The organism is Mycolicibacterium vinylchloridicum (assembly GCF_013404075.1).
In the GTDB taxonomy this organism is placed as follows: domain Bacteria; phylum Actinomycetota; class Actinomycetes; order Mycobacteriales; family Mycobacteriaceae; genus Mycobacterium; species Mycobacterium vinylchloridicum.
Genome location: NZ_JACBJQ010000002.1, coordinates 141,891 through 155,112 on the forward strand (window position 1 = coordinate 141,891; position 13,222 = coordinate 155,112).

Consider the following 13,222-nt stretch of genomic DNA (forward strand, 5'->3'; position numbering starts at 1 on the left):
GCCTCGGCGGAACCCGCTGCCTCTCAATCGTGGAGCGCTCGGCGGATCTCGGGGTCCGAAGGGGCCGCTGGCGTCGGTACCGGGACTGCCCCACACAGGATGCCGCCCAACCAGAGAGCCACCAACCGGGCACTGGACCGTGGAGCATGTTCGACGGTGCGATGGATCAATCCTGCGTTGGCGATCAAGAGCACCGCCAGATCGGATGGCCCCGCATCGGCCCGGATCTTCCCGCTGCCGACCGCACGTTCAAACAGCGCGGCGACGGCGCGGCAGTGGCGGGCCCGGAGTTGTTCGACGTGTGGGGACACCGGCTGCAGCGATGCCAGCAGATCCGCCAGGCCCCGGTTTTCAGCTTGCAGCGCGCAGGTCGCGACGATGCAGTCCCGCAGGGCAATCACCGGATCCTCCGCTTGAGCGGCCTCTTCAGCCAACGCGCAGTAACGCTCCAGGTGGGAGCTGTAGACCTCCGCCAGCAGCGCCTCGCGGGTCGGAAAGTGCCGGTACAACGTGGCATTGCCGATATTGGCGCGTCTCGCGATCTCATTCAGCGCAACGTTGATCCCGTCCTCGGCATATGCGGCTTCGGCGGCCGCCAATGCGGCAGCACGATTGCGTTCGGCGTCAGCACGCACCGGGCCTCCTTCGGTAGGACGCGGAATATCTGGGGATGCATCCCCGTTTGATGCTACGTTGCATTAAGTGGGGATGTATCCCCAGATCAAGGGAGTGGCGATGCAGGCAGTGGTGGTCACCGAATACGGCGGTCCAGAGGTTCTTCGAGAAGTGGACATGGACGAACCCCACGCCGGCCCCGGTCAGATCCGCATCAGGGTGTACGCGGCGACGGTCAACCCGGCCGATGTACTGCTGCGGGTCGGCGACATCGACGAGGCCTTACGTTCGAGCACGTTGTCCCCGCCGTACCGACCGGGCATGGAGGTCGCCGGGTTGGTCGACGAGATCGGTCCCGACACCTCGACAGGACTCGCCATCGGTGACCGGGTCATGGCGATCATGATGCCGATCGATGCATCCGGCGGTGCCTACGCCGGGTTCGTCGTCGTCGACGCGGACCAGGCCACCACCGCGCCCGCCGGATCCAGCCATGTCGAGGCCGCGACGCTGCCGATGAATGGTCTGACCGCCCGCCGTGCTCTCGACGTGTTGGGTCTTCAACCCGGTCAGACCCTTGCCGTCACCGGTGCCGCGGGTGCCGTCGGCGGCTACGTCGTCCAACTCGCCAAGGCCGACGGGCTACACATCATCGCCGATGCCGCACCGGCCGACGAGCAACTCATCACCACCCTCGGCGCCGACGAGATCGTCGCGCGCGGGCCCGGTGTCGGACAACGCATCCGACAGCGGCACCCCGAAGGGGTGGCCGCGGTCGTCGACACCGCTCTGCAGGGCGACGAGGTTCTCCCGGCGCTGCGCGATCGCGGCCAGATCGCGATCGTCCGTCGCCCCGGTGAACGTGGCACCTCCGCACTGCATCCCGAGCGGGGCATCACCATCCAAGATGTGTGGGTGCCCGACTACACCCATGCGACCGACAAGCTCGACAGCCTGCGGGCATTGGCCGAGCAGAACAAGGTCACCCTGCGGGTGGCACGAACCTATCGCGCTGCCGAGGCCGCCGAGGCACACCGCGCCATCGAACGGGGCGGCGTCCGTGGCCGCCTCGTCCTGACTTTCCACGACGACGAGGAGATCACCGAATGAATCCCATCGGAGTCGGCATCGCCGGGGTGAAGATGACAGCTGAATCCGAGGAGACATCATGCGCGCAGCAGTCCTGACCGCTTACAACACTCCGTTACATATCGACGAACTCCCCGACCCCGCGCCCGGGCCCGGCGAGGTCCTGATCCGGGTCGAAGCAAGTGGGGTCAACCCGCTCGATACCAAGATCCGCCGCGGGGACGGCGCACACGCCAAGATGACGCCACCAGCAGTTCTCGGTATCGACATGGCCGGCGTCGTCGAGGCCGTCGGGGGCGAGGTCGACCAGTTCCGAGTCGGCGACGAAGTGTTCGGCATGACCGGCGGAGTCGGTGGCGTGCCGGGGTCGCTGGCCGAACTCGTCGCAGTCGATCCACGGTTGATCGCGCACAAACCCGCGAATCTGACCATGGAGCAGGCCGCTGCCCTACCGCTGGGTTTCATCACGTCCTGGGAAGGACTCGTCGACCGCGCCGGCGTCACCACCGACCAGCAAGTGCTCATCCATGGGGGTGCGGGCGGAGTCGGTTTCCTCGCCGTGCAGCTCGCCCTCGCGCGCGGCGCACATGTCTTCGCCACGGGCGGCAACCCCGCCAGCCTGGAGACGATCCGTCGGACAGGAGCAACGGCCATCGACTACACGGATCGCACCGTTGATCAGTACGTCGAGGAGTACACCGGCGGCGAAGGCTTCGACATCATCGTCGACAACGTCGGCGGTGCCACACTGGATGCCTCGTTCACAGCCGTCAAGCGCTACACCGGCCATGTCGTCAGCGCACTGGGCTGGGGCGCACACAGCTTGGCTCCCTTGTCTTTCCGGGGCGCCACCTATTCCGGCGTGTTCACGCTGTTGCCGTTGTTGACAGGGCGTGGCCGCGAGCACCACGGCCACATTCTCGCGCACGCCGCCGCGCTGGCCGACAGCGGAAAGCTGACCCCGCGACTGCATTCGGCCACCTTCCCCCTCGACGAGGTCAACGACGCCTACGCGCTCGTCGAGAACGGCACCTCCACCGGGAAAGTCATTGTGCTGCCAGGCCACTAGCCAGCCGTGCTACCCGCCCGGCGAGCACGGTGTTTACCGGCTAGCAGGTATCGAGCACGCAGGGCATCCGGACTCCACGTTGGCAGGTGACCCTGACGACACCAGCAGCCGTCAGCGGGATCATCGATCACACCGACGCCCGCTCCCCGACGCACGAAGAAGGACATTCCGATGAACTGGAACCCAGCCGACACCGCCGTGGTATTCATCGATCCGCAGAACGACGTCCTGAGTCCAAGCGGAATCAACTGGGCGGCAACGGGAGCCAGTGTCACCGAGAACGACACGGTCGCGCACATGCTCGCCATCTTCGAAGCCGCGCGAGCCTCGTCATTCGGGATGTTCATCTCACCGCACTACTTCTACCCCACCGATCACCGCTGGCTGTTCAACGGTGCGCTGGAGGCCGACGAACTGCGCACCGGCACCTTCGACCGACCAGGCCCACTGAACCTGGACGGGCTCGTCGGTTCCGGAGCCGACTGGCTCGACGAGTTCAAGCCCTACATCGAGGACCCCCGTACGGTCGTCGTGAGCCCGCACAAGGTCTTCGGACCGCAGACCAACGACCTCGTCCTGCAGCTCCGGAAGAGACGCATCAACAAGGTCCTCCTGGGCGGGATGCTCGCCAACATGTGCGTCGAATCGCACCTCCGCGACCTCCTCGAGCAAGGCTTTGAGGTGTACGTCGTCCGCGACGCCATCGCGGGCCCTCGCCACCCCGAATGGGGCGACGGCTACCAGGCCGCACTCGTCAACTACGCCTTCCTTGCCCACGGAGTCGTCTGGACCGACGATGTCGTCGCGTCGATGCGCAGCGCAACTCCACCGGCGAGTGACAGCGAGGCTCGATGACACTGCTATCTACTCCGTTCGGGTTCAGCTCGACCGCCGCCGAGGTCCTCGCGGAACTCGACCTCGCCGGGCGCCGTGCCATCGTCACCGGCGCCACCTCCGGCATCGGCGTGGAGACAGCGCGCGCCCTGGCAGCGGCCGGTGCCACCGTCGTCCTCGGCGCCCGCCGGATCGATGCCGGCCGTCGGATCGCCGCCCAGATCGCCGCGTCCACCGGAAACGACGCGGTCATACCGGCGCTCCTCGACATCGCCGATCCCCAGTCCGTCAGCAATTTCGCCGACCGATTCGCACCCGAACCAGTTCACATGTTGATCAACAACGCCGGCATCATGGCGCTACCTGAACTGAACCGGACACCGGAGGGTCGCGAACTGCAGTTCGCCACCAACTATCTCGGTCATTTCGCACTGACACTGCTGCTGTACCCCGCGCTGAGATCGGCTGGCGGCGCGCGTGTCGTATCGGTCAGCTCCAGCGGACACTTGTTCTCACCGGTGGTCTTCGATGATCTCGACTACCGCTTCAGGCCCTACGACCCGTGGACGGCATACGGACAGTCCAAGACGGCTGACGTGCTCCTCGCGGTCGGTTTGACCGAACGCTGGGCAGACGACCAGATTGTCGCCAACGCACTCAATCCCGGTGCGATCGCGACCAACCTACAGAAGCACACCGGTGGCTTGCAGACCCCCGTCGACCGCCGTAAGACCGTCGAGCAGGGTGCTGCAACCTCAGTACTGTTGGCGGCGTCACCGCTGCTCGACGGGATCAGTGGTCGCTACTTCGAAGACTGCAACGAGGCACCCGTCGTCGTGGAGCGACCGAGTGACTTCAGCGGCGGCGTTGCTCCGTACGCCCTTGACCGCAACAACGCTGCACGACTGTGGGACATTGGGCTTGCGTTGCTGGACTGACCCGATCGCAGCTTCTCATCGCGTCGGTGACGCAGCCAACTTTCGCGCAATGACTGCGCGGCCGGCCGGTGGCTTCTCAACGTTCGTGTCCACTCGCACACCACTGAACTGCGTTGATGGCGCCGTTCTCACGCCATGTCCATGCTCGAAATCCTCACGGTCATGCCCACTTCCGAAGTACCTTCCCCGTGCCGTACATGGCCATGCGCTCAGCGGTGTGAACAGAACGTTCTGTGGAGATCTGGTGCAACTTCTCGACCGATACCTTTGCCGATGACGAGCCGTTCGAGTTCACAAGGGGGATGCAGGGATTCGGAACCATGCCCGGCTGACGACTGCTCAGTACCCGCAGCCGGCATCGTTGCGCGGACCGATCAAACCGGTGCGTTAGTCATTCGGCGGCAGCAGCGTTGACGCGATTGTGGCGAGTGCTTTCACCGCGGATGTGGCATCGCGCTGATACTGCGCTTGCACGATGGCGCCATCGATCGCCAGGCCGAGCGCTTGTGCCGTGCGTATTCGGCCCGCACCGGGCGGAAGTGTCGCCTTGATGGCCGCGACCATATCGGCCTTATGCCGAGCCGTGATGGCGTGGACAACGGGCAGCTCGGCGCCAATCTCGTTGACACTGTTGATGAACGCGCATCCACGAAACGAGTCCGAGGTCAGCCATTCTTCGATCGCCGATACCACCGCCGGCCGGCGACGATTGCCGGCAGCATGGCGATCGAGCGCGTCGACAAACCAGTCCATCCAGCGCCGGTGCCGCACGTCCAAGAACTCCAGGATTAGTGCGTCTTTGCTGGGAAAGTGACGATAGAACGTCACCTTGGTGACACCGGCTTCGGCTATCACCTTGTCGACGCCCGTGGCGCGAATTCCCTCGCGGTAGAAGAGCCGGTACGCGGTGGCCAGTATCCGTTCCCGGGCCGGGAGGTTCGGCACGTCGATCTGCGGATCCAGAGTCTGGGCGATGCTCACACCATCATCGTAGACAACTCTGTCCACCCGTGCCCAACCCTGAGTGGACAGGTCTGTCCACATGCGCTACCTTACCGTCTATGTAGACAGACCCGTCTACATAGGTTCGGCGTCGACGCCGACGTCGGCGACCGATCCGCTCTCCGAGAGAAAGACAACGACGATGACCATGCCTTCTGCAATCGACGTCAAACCTCCAGTTCCGCCGTTCACTGACGAAACAGCTGCGCTGAAGGCCAGGCTGGCTGAAGATGCCTGGAATAGCCGCGACCCCCAGCGCGTAGCACAGGGCTATTCGGCCGACAGCGTCTGGCGCAACCGATCGGTGTTCGTGACAGGCCGTGCACAGATCATCGAATTCTTGAGCGACAAGTGGGACCGTGAACACGAGTACCGCCTCATCAAGGAACTGTGGGCGCACAGCGAAGACCGCATTGCGGTCCGCTTCGCCTACGAGTACCACGACGACTCGGGTCAATGGTTCCGCGCCTACGGCAACGAGAATTGGCTATACAACGAGCACGGCCTGATGACACACCGCCACGCCAGCATCAATGATGTGCGGATCGAGGAGGGACAACGCAAGTTCTTCTGGGACACGAATGCGCCACGGCCAGCGGATCATCCGAGCTTGTCTGAACTCGGCCTGTGACTCTCACGTCTCGTGCCCCTGGTGAATCACCCGCGCCTGAAACGCCATGCCACTGACAACGCGCGGCCAGCCCCATGGGCGCTGACGTCAGCGTTATCGCGGCGAGACTAGCCGCTTAGTTGGCGACCTGGGAATGCTGCGAGGTCTAGCGTGGGCGGAATGGGTTTGTTCAGTCATGAGGAGTTCCCGGAGCCGGCCGACGGCGTTGGTGGTGGTGGTGGGGTTGTTGAGCGAGCTCGGGGTGCTGAGCTGGGCGAGTACGGGGTGGATGAACCTGTGGTCGTGGGCCCGGGGCTGCCGCCTGAGGATGGTTCGTGCGGTCAGTTCACTGTGCAGTTTCACGTGTCTACGTCAATGCTGGTCGGGCTGAAACGCATTGCGGATATGCGTGGGGTGAGCGTGCCGGAGGTATGCCGGCAGGTAATCGGCGTATTCGTTGCCCAGCAGGAGGGTGAGCTGGGCGCGTTGCTTGCCGCCGAGGCCGAGGTGGCTGACTACCGGCCGAGTTTGGGCGAGGCGTAGTCGGGCTGAATCGCCCAATGGCACATCAGATTCCCTCGGATCGGATCTTAGGAGTCCGGACCGCCGGATATCTCCGGATCGAGGCTCTGTCGACATATTCCGTGGGCCCCAGCGCGAATACCTGCCGCCAGCTAGCGCGCCATGTTCGTGAACCGCGACAAATGCAGTTGGTGCGCGACGGTCACAGTACGCGTCGGCCCTGCACGGTGTTTCGCGACAATCAGGTCGGCTTCACCACCGCGCGGGTCGTCGGTCTCGAAGGCATCGGGCCGATGCAGCAAAATCACCATGTCCGCATCTTGCTCTATTGAACCGCTTTCCCTTAGATCAGCTAACATTGGCTTCTTGTCGGTTCGCTGCTCAGGACCGCGGTTCAGCTGGCTCATCGCGACCACCGGGACTTCCAGCTCTTTCGCCAAAAGCTTGATCTGCCTGGAGAATTCGGACACTTCCTGCTGCCGTGACTCGACTTTCTTACCGGACGTCATCAGCTGCAGGTAGTCGAGCACGATCAGACGCAGGCCCGCCTTCTGATGCAGCCGGCGAGCCTTCGCGCGGATCTCCATCATCGTCAGGTTCGGCGAATCGTCGATATACAAAGGCGCTTCGCTGATTTCGCTCATCCGGCGCGCCAACCGTGTCCAGTCGTCGTCGGTCATCCGGCCCGACCGCATGTCAGCCAGCTTGATCTTCGCCTCTGCCGAGAGCAGCCGCATGACGATCTCGGACTTGCTCATTTCCAGCGAGAACACGATGCTGGGCAGTCGGTGCTTGATCGAGCACGACCGCATGAAGTCGAGCCCAAGCGTGGAGTTGTGGGTCGGGATCATCGCGTGCCCGGCCAGATATAGGTGGTCCTCGTTGTCGACTTCCACGCACCGCACGGGCACGCTGTCGATGCGACGAACGTCTGCAACTCCGAACGCAGCACGTACCGGACCGCCGGCTCCGACAAGCTGCCGCGCCGCAGCCGCCGTCACCACATCCGCGCCCGCGCACAATGTCATGGTGGTGCAGATCCCGCGGGCAGTCGGCCACTGGTGCTCGGCATCCGCGATCAGCACTGTGCCGTCGGAGAATTCGACCTCATAGCACGGTCGGCCGACCATGACATCCGTCGCCGCAACCACCCGCGTGGGGCACCCCTCGGCGTCCATCAGGTAGTCGCCGACCTTGACCTCGCCCATCGTGGTCCAGCCCGTCGGCGTCGGCAGCGGCGTGTCCAGACCCAGCGCCTTGCCCATACCCGGCCTGGCCGCCACCACGATCATCTGACCGGGATGCAGGCCATTGGTCAGCTCGTCGAGTTCGGTGAAACCCGTCGGCACACCCTTAGAGATGCCGCCCTGCGACGCGATCGCGTCGATCTCGTCCATCGTCGGCTGGAGCAGATCTTCCAGCGGAAGGAAATCCTCGGCCGTCCGTCGCTCGGTGACGTCGTAGATCTCCGACTGCGCGCGGTCCACGATCTCGTTGACGTCGGCGCCCTCAGCCCCGGCATAGCCGTACTGCACCACCCGCGTGCCGGCCTCCACCAGCCGACGCAGCAGCGCCTTCTCGGCGACGATGCCCGCGTAGTACCCGGCATTGGCCGCCGTGGGCACCGTCGAGATCAGCGTGTGCAGATACGGTGCCCCGCCGATGCGGCGCAACAGACCGCGCCGGTCCAGCTCGGCCGCCACGGTGACCGCGTCCGCGGGCTCCCCGCGGCCGTAGAGGTCCAAGATCGCGTCGTAGACGTTCTGGTGGGCGGGCCGGTAGAAGTCGCCCGGGCGCAGCCGCTCCAGGACGTCGGCGATGGCGTCCTTGGACAGCAGCATGCCGCCCAACACCGACTGCTCGGCAGCAAGGTCTTGCGGAGGCTGGCGACCGAAGTCCTCCGAAGGAGGAGGACTATCCATCCCGGTCTGTCCGAGATCGTCAACGACCGCCATCGGGTAATCCCCACCTCCGCCTGATAACTGTCGAACGTCAGTTCGACGCTTAGTCGGAGGTCTACCCCACACCCCCGACAAGTACTCGCCGCGACGGTGATGACCAGCACCGCCGACGGCTCACGCTAGACGTTGCTGGAGCCCTCGCAAACCGAGCCTGTTCATCAACCTGTTAGTGGTTTGTGGATAGCTGGGGAAGGTGGTGTTGAGGCCTTGGGGAAAACCTGTGGATCATGGATCAATTTGGTGCCATCTGCCCAGCTGAGAGCAGGATAGGCCCTGGTGGGTGTTGTGGATGGCAAGTTCCCCGGCGTGTCGGCCCCGGTTGCGATCTCGGGCGTGTTGTGTTGCCGGAGGTTATGCACAAGGTTAACGGCTGGTTAGATTAGCTGAGCCGGGCCCACCGGAATGTGTTCGCCAGAAATGCAGCAATTCCCCGGGAGCGACCTCGAAAGGTCGCCACCCGGGGAATTGACGCGTATGGCTAACTTTGTGCGACGACGTCGACGGTCACGTCGACCTTCACCTCGGGGTGCAGCTGCACGCCGACGGTGTGGGCACCGGTCGCCTTGATGTGAGCCTTGGGCAGCTGCACGGTGCGCTTGTCCAAGTTGGGGCCGCCGGCCTTCTTGATCGCCGTGACGATGTCGTTGGCGGTCACCGAGCCGAACAGCTTGCCCTCCGTGGAGGACTTCACCGGCAGCTGGATCGAGCCCAGGCCCGCGATCGCGGCCTTGATCTCGTCAGCGTGCTCGCGGTCACGCACGGTCTTGATCTCGCGGGCACGGCGGATCTCGTCGGCTTGCTTCTGCGCACCGCGCGAGGCCGTGATGGCCAGGCCGCGAGGCAGCAGGTAGTTGCGGCCGTACCCGTCCTTCACCTCGACGGTGTCACCGGCAGCGCCGAGGTGGTCGACCTCAGCGGTCAGGATCAGCTTCATCTCGATACGTCCGTTCTCTACCGTGCCGCCGACGTGAACGGAAGCAGGGCAACCTCACGCGCGTTCTTGACCGCGATCGCGATGTCGCGCTGGTGCTGCACGCAGTTACCGGTCACCCGGCGGGCACGGATCTTGCCGCGCTCGCTGATGTAGGTACGCAGCAGCTGGGTGTCCTTGTAGTCGATGTCCTGCCCCTTCTTGGAGCAGAACACGCACTTGCGGGTCTTGACCGGCTTTTCCGGTGCCGGACGCCGCTTGTTGGTCTTGGCCATGGGTCAATCTCTTTCGTTCTTCAGATGGCGCGCCATTGGCGCACAAAGGTTTCTATCTCAGAAAGGCGGTTCGTCGTCGCCGCCGGCGAACGACCCCGACGCCGGGGCACTGCCCCACGGATCGTCGTTGCCCGACTCGCTGGCCGCCGCCGGCCGGGAATTCCCGCCGCCGCCACCACTGCCGCCGCCGAAGCCGCCGCCCCCGCCACCACTGCGCGAGGCCTTGTTGACCTTGGCGGTGGCATACCGCAGCGACGGGCCGATCTCGTCGACCTCGAGCTCCACGACGGTGCGCTTCTCACCCTCGCGGGTTTCGAAGGACCGCTGCTTGAGCCGGCCCTGAACGATCACCCGAGAACCCCGGGTGAGGCTCTCGGCCACGTTCTCGGCCGCCTCACGCCAGATGTTGCAGCGCAGGAACAGCGCCTCGCCGTCTTTCCACTCGTTGGTCTGACGGTCGAACGTGCGCGGTGTCGACGCCACCGTGAAGTTGGCGACGGCAGCACCGGACGGGGTGAACCGAAGTTCGGGGTCGGCGGTCAGATTTCCGACGACGGTGATGGTCGTGTCACCGGCCACAAGGTCCTCCTGGCATAGGCGGATGGATTCACCGCGAGCCTACGTAACAGCTCCGACGCGCGGCGAGCTTTATCCACGGGTGTGGCTTAGTGCTTATCGGTCCGCATCACCTTGGTCCGCAGCACCGACTCGTTCAGGTTGAGCTGACGGTCGAGCTCGGACACGGTGGCCGGTTCGGCCTTCACATCGACGACGGCATAAATGCCCTCGGCATGCTTGGCGATCTCGTACGCCAGGCGGCGCCTACCCCAGATGTCGACCTTGTCGACCGAACCGCCGTCAGTGCGGACGACGTTCAAGAACGTATCCAGGGACGGAGCTACGGTGCGCTCGTCGAGAGTGGGGTCAAGGATGACCATGATTTCGTATGGACGCATGGGAACCTCATCACCTCCTATGGTCGTAGCGGCCACGGCGTATCCGTGGCAGAAGGGTCGCCTGCGTCGGCAACCCGGCTAGGTTACCGGAGCACAGGCTGAACAGCGAAATCAGCTCCGCTGGCCGTAGTACTCCAAGGCCAGCTGCACGGTCGCAGCAGAGGCTTTGCTCAGATCTCCCGCGTCGAACGGCGGCTGGGGGTCGTACTCGATCATCAGCTGGCTGGCCTGCGCGGCCTCAGGCCCCACCAGTAGCTCGACCAGTCGCAATGCCATGTCGATGCCGCTGGACACCCCCGCTGCGGTGATGATGCGCTCCGGCAGGTGCTCGACGACCCGGTCCGGGGTGTAGACCGCGCCGAACGATTCCAGCAGTTCGGTGGCGCGCCAATGGGTGGCGGCGGTCAGCCCGGTCAGCAGGCCCGCCGCGGCGAGCAGCAGGCTGCCGGTGCACACCGACGTGGTGAACACGGTGTGGCGGTGCACCTGGCGAATCCAGTCGAGCACGGCGGTGTCCTCGACGAGAGTGCGGGTGCCGATCCCGCCCGGGAAGACCAGGACATCCGGTGTGGTGACCTCGTCGAAGGTGGCGTCGCAGGTCAGCCCGAGCATGCCGTTGTCGCTGCGGACCTCCCCGCGCTGATGCCCGACGAATACGACGTCAATGGACGGGACCCGCTGCAGCACCTCGTAGGGGCCGATCGCGTCCAGTGCGGTGTTACGCGGGAACAGTGCTATCGCGACTTGCATCCGGTGCCTCTTGCTGTTCGGGCGGATCGAGAGCCGCCACCCGCGGGCGCAGCCATCGCGGAAACCATTGCGGGGGAGCATCTTCAGCGCGGTCGAACACTCCCCCGGCCGGATCGTCCACCCGGCCGTTCCAGCGCACCAGATCCAGGTCGGGCCGGTAGATCTGGCGCACCACCAACACGATCAGCCCGATCACCGCGATATCGCGCAGCAACACCGTCGCGGTGAACCACTGCTCGGGCAGGCCCTTGTTCGCCTCGCCGTACAGGTAGTACATCCGCGGCACCCACACCAGCATGTCAACGGTCATCCACGCCAACAAGATTCGGCGGTGCGGCAAAGCGAGCACCGCCAGCGGCACCAGCCACAGCGAGAACTGGGGGCTCCACACCTTGTTCACCAACAGGAACGCCGCCACCGTCAGGAACGCCAGTTGCGCCACCCGCGGCCGCTGCGGTGCGGTCAGGGCGATGTAGGCGATCGCCGCGCAGCACAACAGGAACAGCACCGCGACGACGATGTTGAGGATCACCGGCGGCTCCCAGAATCCGAGATTCTTGTCGAAGCCGTCCCAGCCGGTGAACGACTTCACCACGTTGTACAGCGAGTCCATGTCGTCACCGCGACGGGAGTTGAGCCGGAAGAACTCCGACCACCCGCGCGGGAACAACGCCATCACCGGCAGATTGACGGCGAACCACGCGCCGACCGCGGCCACCACTGTCTTGGCGGCCTCGGGCATCCGGTCGCTACGGATTGCGAGCACCACGATCGGCAGCAACAACAGTGCGGGATACAGCTTGGCGGCCACCCCGAGGCCGATCAGAATTCCGGCCAGTACCGGCCTTCGTCGCGCCCAGGCCAGCAGGCCGCCGATCGCCAAAGCCGTTGCCAGCGCGTCGAAATTGGTGAAGATCTGGAAGACCAGCACCGGTGACGCCGCCACCAGCGCGGCGTCCCAGACCCGTCGGCCCGCCAGCCACGAGGTCGCCCACACCGTCGTCAGCCAGGCCAGGGCGAGGCCGAACGCCGCGAAGTTGAAGAACATCACCACTTCGGCGATCACCGGCAGCGACATCATCTTGGCCGCCGCGGTGTAGGTCTTGGCCAGCGCCATCGACACGTACTGGTAGACCCCGGTCAGTACCGGATATTCCATGTAGCGAATCGCGGGCTTGCCGTCGTAGCGGAACTGCGGCCGGCCGCTGGAGTCCGTCTCGATCCAGCTCGACTTGTACGGAAAACGCCCCTGGCTCAACAGCTCCGCACCGTAGAGCGGCACGGTGTCGGAGTAGCACAGTTCGAAATAGGCGCGTTGGTTCTGCCAATTCGCCACCCGTTGATCGGGCGGCCCGCTCCCGACGGTCTGCAAACACGGCGCCTTGGTGGACCACCCCAGCGCCAGCACCACCAGTGCCATCAGGAACATCACCCGCAGCGGGGTGAACACCCGGGTACGGCCGATCAGCGCGTGCCGGCCCACCGGTCCGCCAACCACCTCCGAGAGCGCAGCGCCCAAAGCGTCGTTGCGGCTGGGCTTGTCGCGGTCGTCGGCACTGCGAAGGTCGTCTGCCAGCGGTTGCGGCGAGATGGTGGCGCGACCCGAGCCCACTAAGAAACCGCCGGCCGGCGCGCTGGCCGGCCGGTCGGCCGAAGGATCATGGCTCTCG

Annotated in this window: 15 protein-coding genes; 6 read left to right on the forward strand and 9 right to left on the reverse strand. The window is 64.9% G+C overall.

Annotation, left to right across the window (positions count from 1 at the left end):
• Positions 1-23: 23 nt before the first annotated feature.
• Positions 24-635, reverse strand: a complete 612-nt coding sequence (locus HPC46_RS02575) for a TetR/AcrR family transcriptional regulator (protein ID WP_179466647.1) — start codon at positions 633-635, stop codon at positions 24-26.
• Positions 636-735: 100 nt separating this feature from the next.
• On the opposite strand from HPC46_RS02575, the gene HPC46_RS02580 reads away from it, so the two are divergent.
• The 4 genes from HPC46_RS02580 (at position 736) to HPC46_RS02595 (ending at position 4,545) form a co-directional block, all read left to right on the forward strand.
• Positions 736-1,725, forward strand: coding sequence for an NADP-dependent oxidoreductase (locus HPC46_RS02580; RefSeq protein WP_179466875.1), 990 nt, complete (start codon positions 736-738; stop codon positions 1,723-1,725).
• A 58-nt stretch (positions 1,726-1,783) separates the two neighbouring features.
• Positions 1,784-2,773 carry a zinc-dependent alcohol dehydrogenase family protein gene (locus HPC46_RS02585; protein ID WP_179466648.1) on the forward strand — a complete coding sequence of 330 codons (990 nt, stop codon included), beginning with the start codon at positions 1,784-1,786 and terminating at the stop codon, positions 2,771-2,773.
• Positions 2,774-2,944: 171 nt separating this feature from the next.
• Positions 2,945-3,628, forward strand: coding sequence for an isochorismatase family protein (locus HPC46_RS02590; RefSeq protein ID WP_179466649.1), 684 nt, complete (start codon positions 2,945-2,947; stop codon positions 3,626-3,628).
• Positions 3,625-4,545, forward strand: coding sequence for an SDR family NAD(P)-dependent oxidoreductase (locus HPC46_RS02595; RefSeq protein WP_179466650.1), 921 nt, complete (start codon positions 3,625-3,627; stop codon positions 4,543-4,545). The genes HPC46_RS02590 and HPC46_RS02595 overlap by 4 nt, the downstream gene beginning before the upstream one ends.
• Positions 4,546-4,932: 387 nt before the next feature.
• On the opposite strand, the gene HPC46_RS02600 is transcribed toward HPC46_RS02595, so the two are convergent.
• On the reverse strand, positions 4,933-5,526 hold the full coding sequence (locus HPC46_RS02600) for a TetR/AcrR family transcriptional regulator (RefSeq protein WP_179466651.1): 594 nt from the start codon (positions 5,524-5,526) through the stop codon (positions 4,933-4,935).
• 163 nt (positions 5,527-5,689) lie between these two features.
• Here HPC46_RS02600 and HPC46_RS02605 point away from each other — a divergent pair, with 163 nt between their 5' ends.
• Both HPC46_RS02605 and HPC46_RS02610 read left to right on the forward strand, forming a co-directional pair.
• Complete coding sequence (locus HPC46_RS02605; RefSeq protein WP_218893645.1) at positions 5,690-6,178, forward strand: nuclear transport factor 2 family protein; 489 nt, start codon at positions 5,690-5,692, stop codon at positions 6,176-6,178.
• A 159-nt stretch (positions 6,179-6,337) separates the two neighbouring features.
• Positions 6,338-6,700: a hypothetical protein gene (locus HPC46_RS02610; protein WP_218893613.1), complete on the forward strand. Its 363-nt coding sequence runs from the start codon at positions 6,338-6,340 to the stop codon at positions 6,698-6,700.
• A 131-nt stretch (positions 6,701-6,831) separates the two neighbouring features.
• Here HPC46_RS02610 and dnaB read toward each other — a convergent pair whose 3' ends face one another.
• The 7 genes from dnaB to HPC46_RS02645 all read right to left on the reverse strand — a co-directional run bounded on the left by dnaB (position 6,832) and on the right by HPC46_RS02645 (position 13,164).
• The gene (gene dnaB / locus HPC46_RS02615) at positions 6,832-8,634 is read right to left on the reverse strand and encodes a replicative DNA helicase (protein ID WP_179466653.1); all 1,803 of its coding nucleotides are present in this window, start codon (positions 8,632-8,634) and stop codon (positions 6,832-6,834) included.
• A gap of 484 nt (positions 8,635-9,118) precedes the next feature.
• Complete coding sequence (gene rplI / locus HPC46_RS02620) at positions 9,119-9,574, reverse strand: 50S ribosomal protein L9 (RefSeq protein WP_179466654.1); 456 nt, start codon at positions 9,572-9,574, stop codon at positions 9,119-9,121.
• A gap of 17 nt (positions 9,575-9,591) precedes the next feature.
• Positions 9,592-9,846 carry a 30S ribosomal protein S18 gene (rpsR, locus tag HPC46_RS02625; protein WP_005142196.1) on the reverse strand — a complete coding sequence of 85 codons (255 nt, stop codon included), beginning with the start codon at positions 9,844-9,846 and terminating at the stop codon, positions 9,592-9,594.
• A gap of 57 nt (positions 9,847-9,903) precedes the next feature.
• Positions 9,904-10,425, reverse strand: a complete 522-nt coding sequence (locus tag HPC46_RS02630) for a single-stranded DNA-binding protein (protein ID WP_005142198.1) — start codon at positions 10,423-10,425, stop codon at positions 9,904-9,906.
• Positions 10,426-10,511: 86 nt separating this feature from the next.
• Complete coding sequence (gene rpsF, locus HPC46_RS02635) at positions 10,512-10,802, reverse strand: 30S ribosomal protein S6 (RefSeq protein ID WP_005142199.1); 291 nt, start codon at positions 10,800-10,802, stop codon at positions 10,512-10,514.
• 111 nt (positions 10,803-10,913) lie between these two features.
• Positions 10,914-11,552 carry a DJ-1/PfpI family protein gene (locus HPC46_RS02640; RefSeq protein WP_179466655.1) on the reverse strand — a complete coding sequence of 213 codons (639 nt, stop codon included), beginning with the start codon at positions 11,550-11,552 and terminating at the stop codon, positions 10,914-10,916.
• On the reverse strand, positions 11,521-13,164 hold the full coding sequence (locus HPC46_RS02645; protein ID WP_325096557.1) for a glycosyltransferase family 87 protein: 1,644 nt from the start codon (positions 13,162-13,164) through the stop codon (positions 11,521-11,523). The genes HPC46_RS02640 and HPC46_RS02645 overlap by 32 nt, the downstream gene beginning before the upstream one ends.
• Positions 13,165-13,222 lie beyond the last annotated feature (58 nt).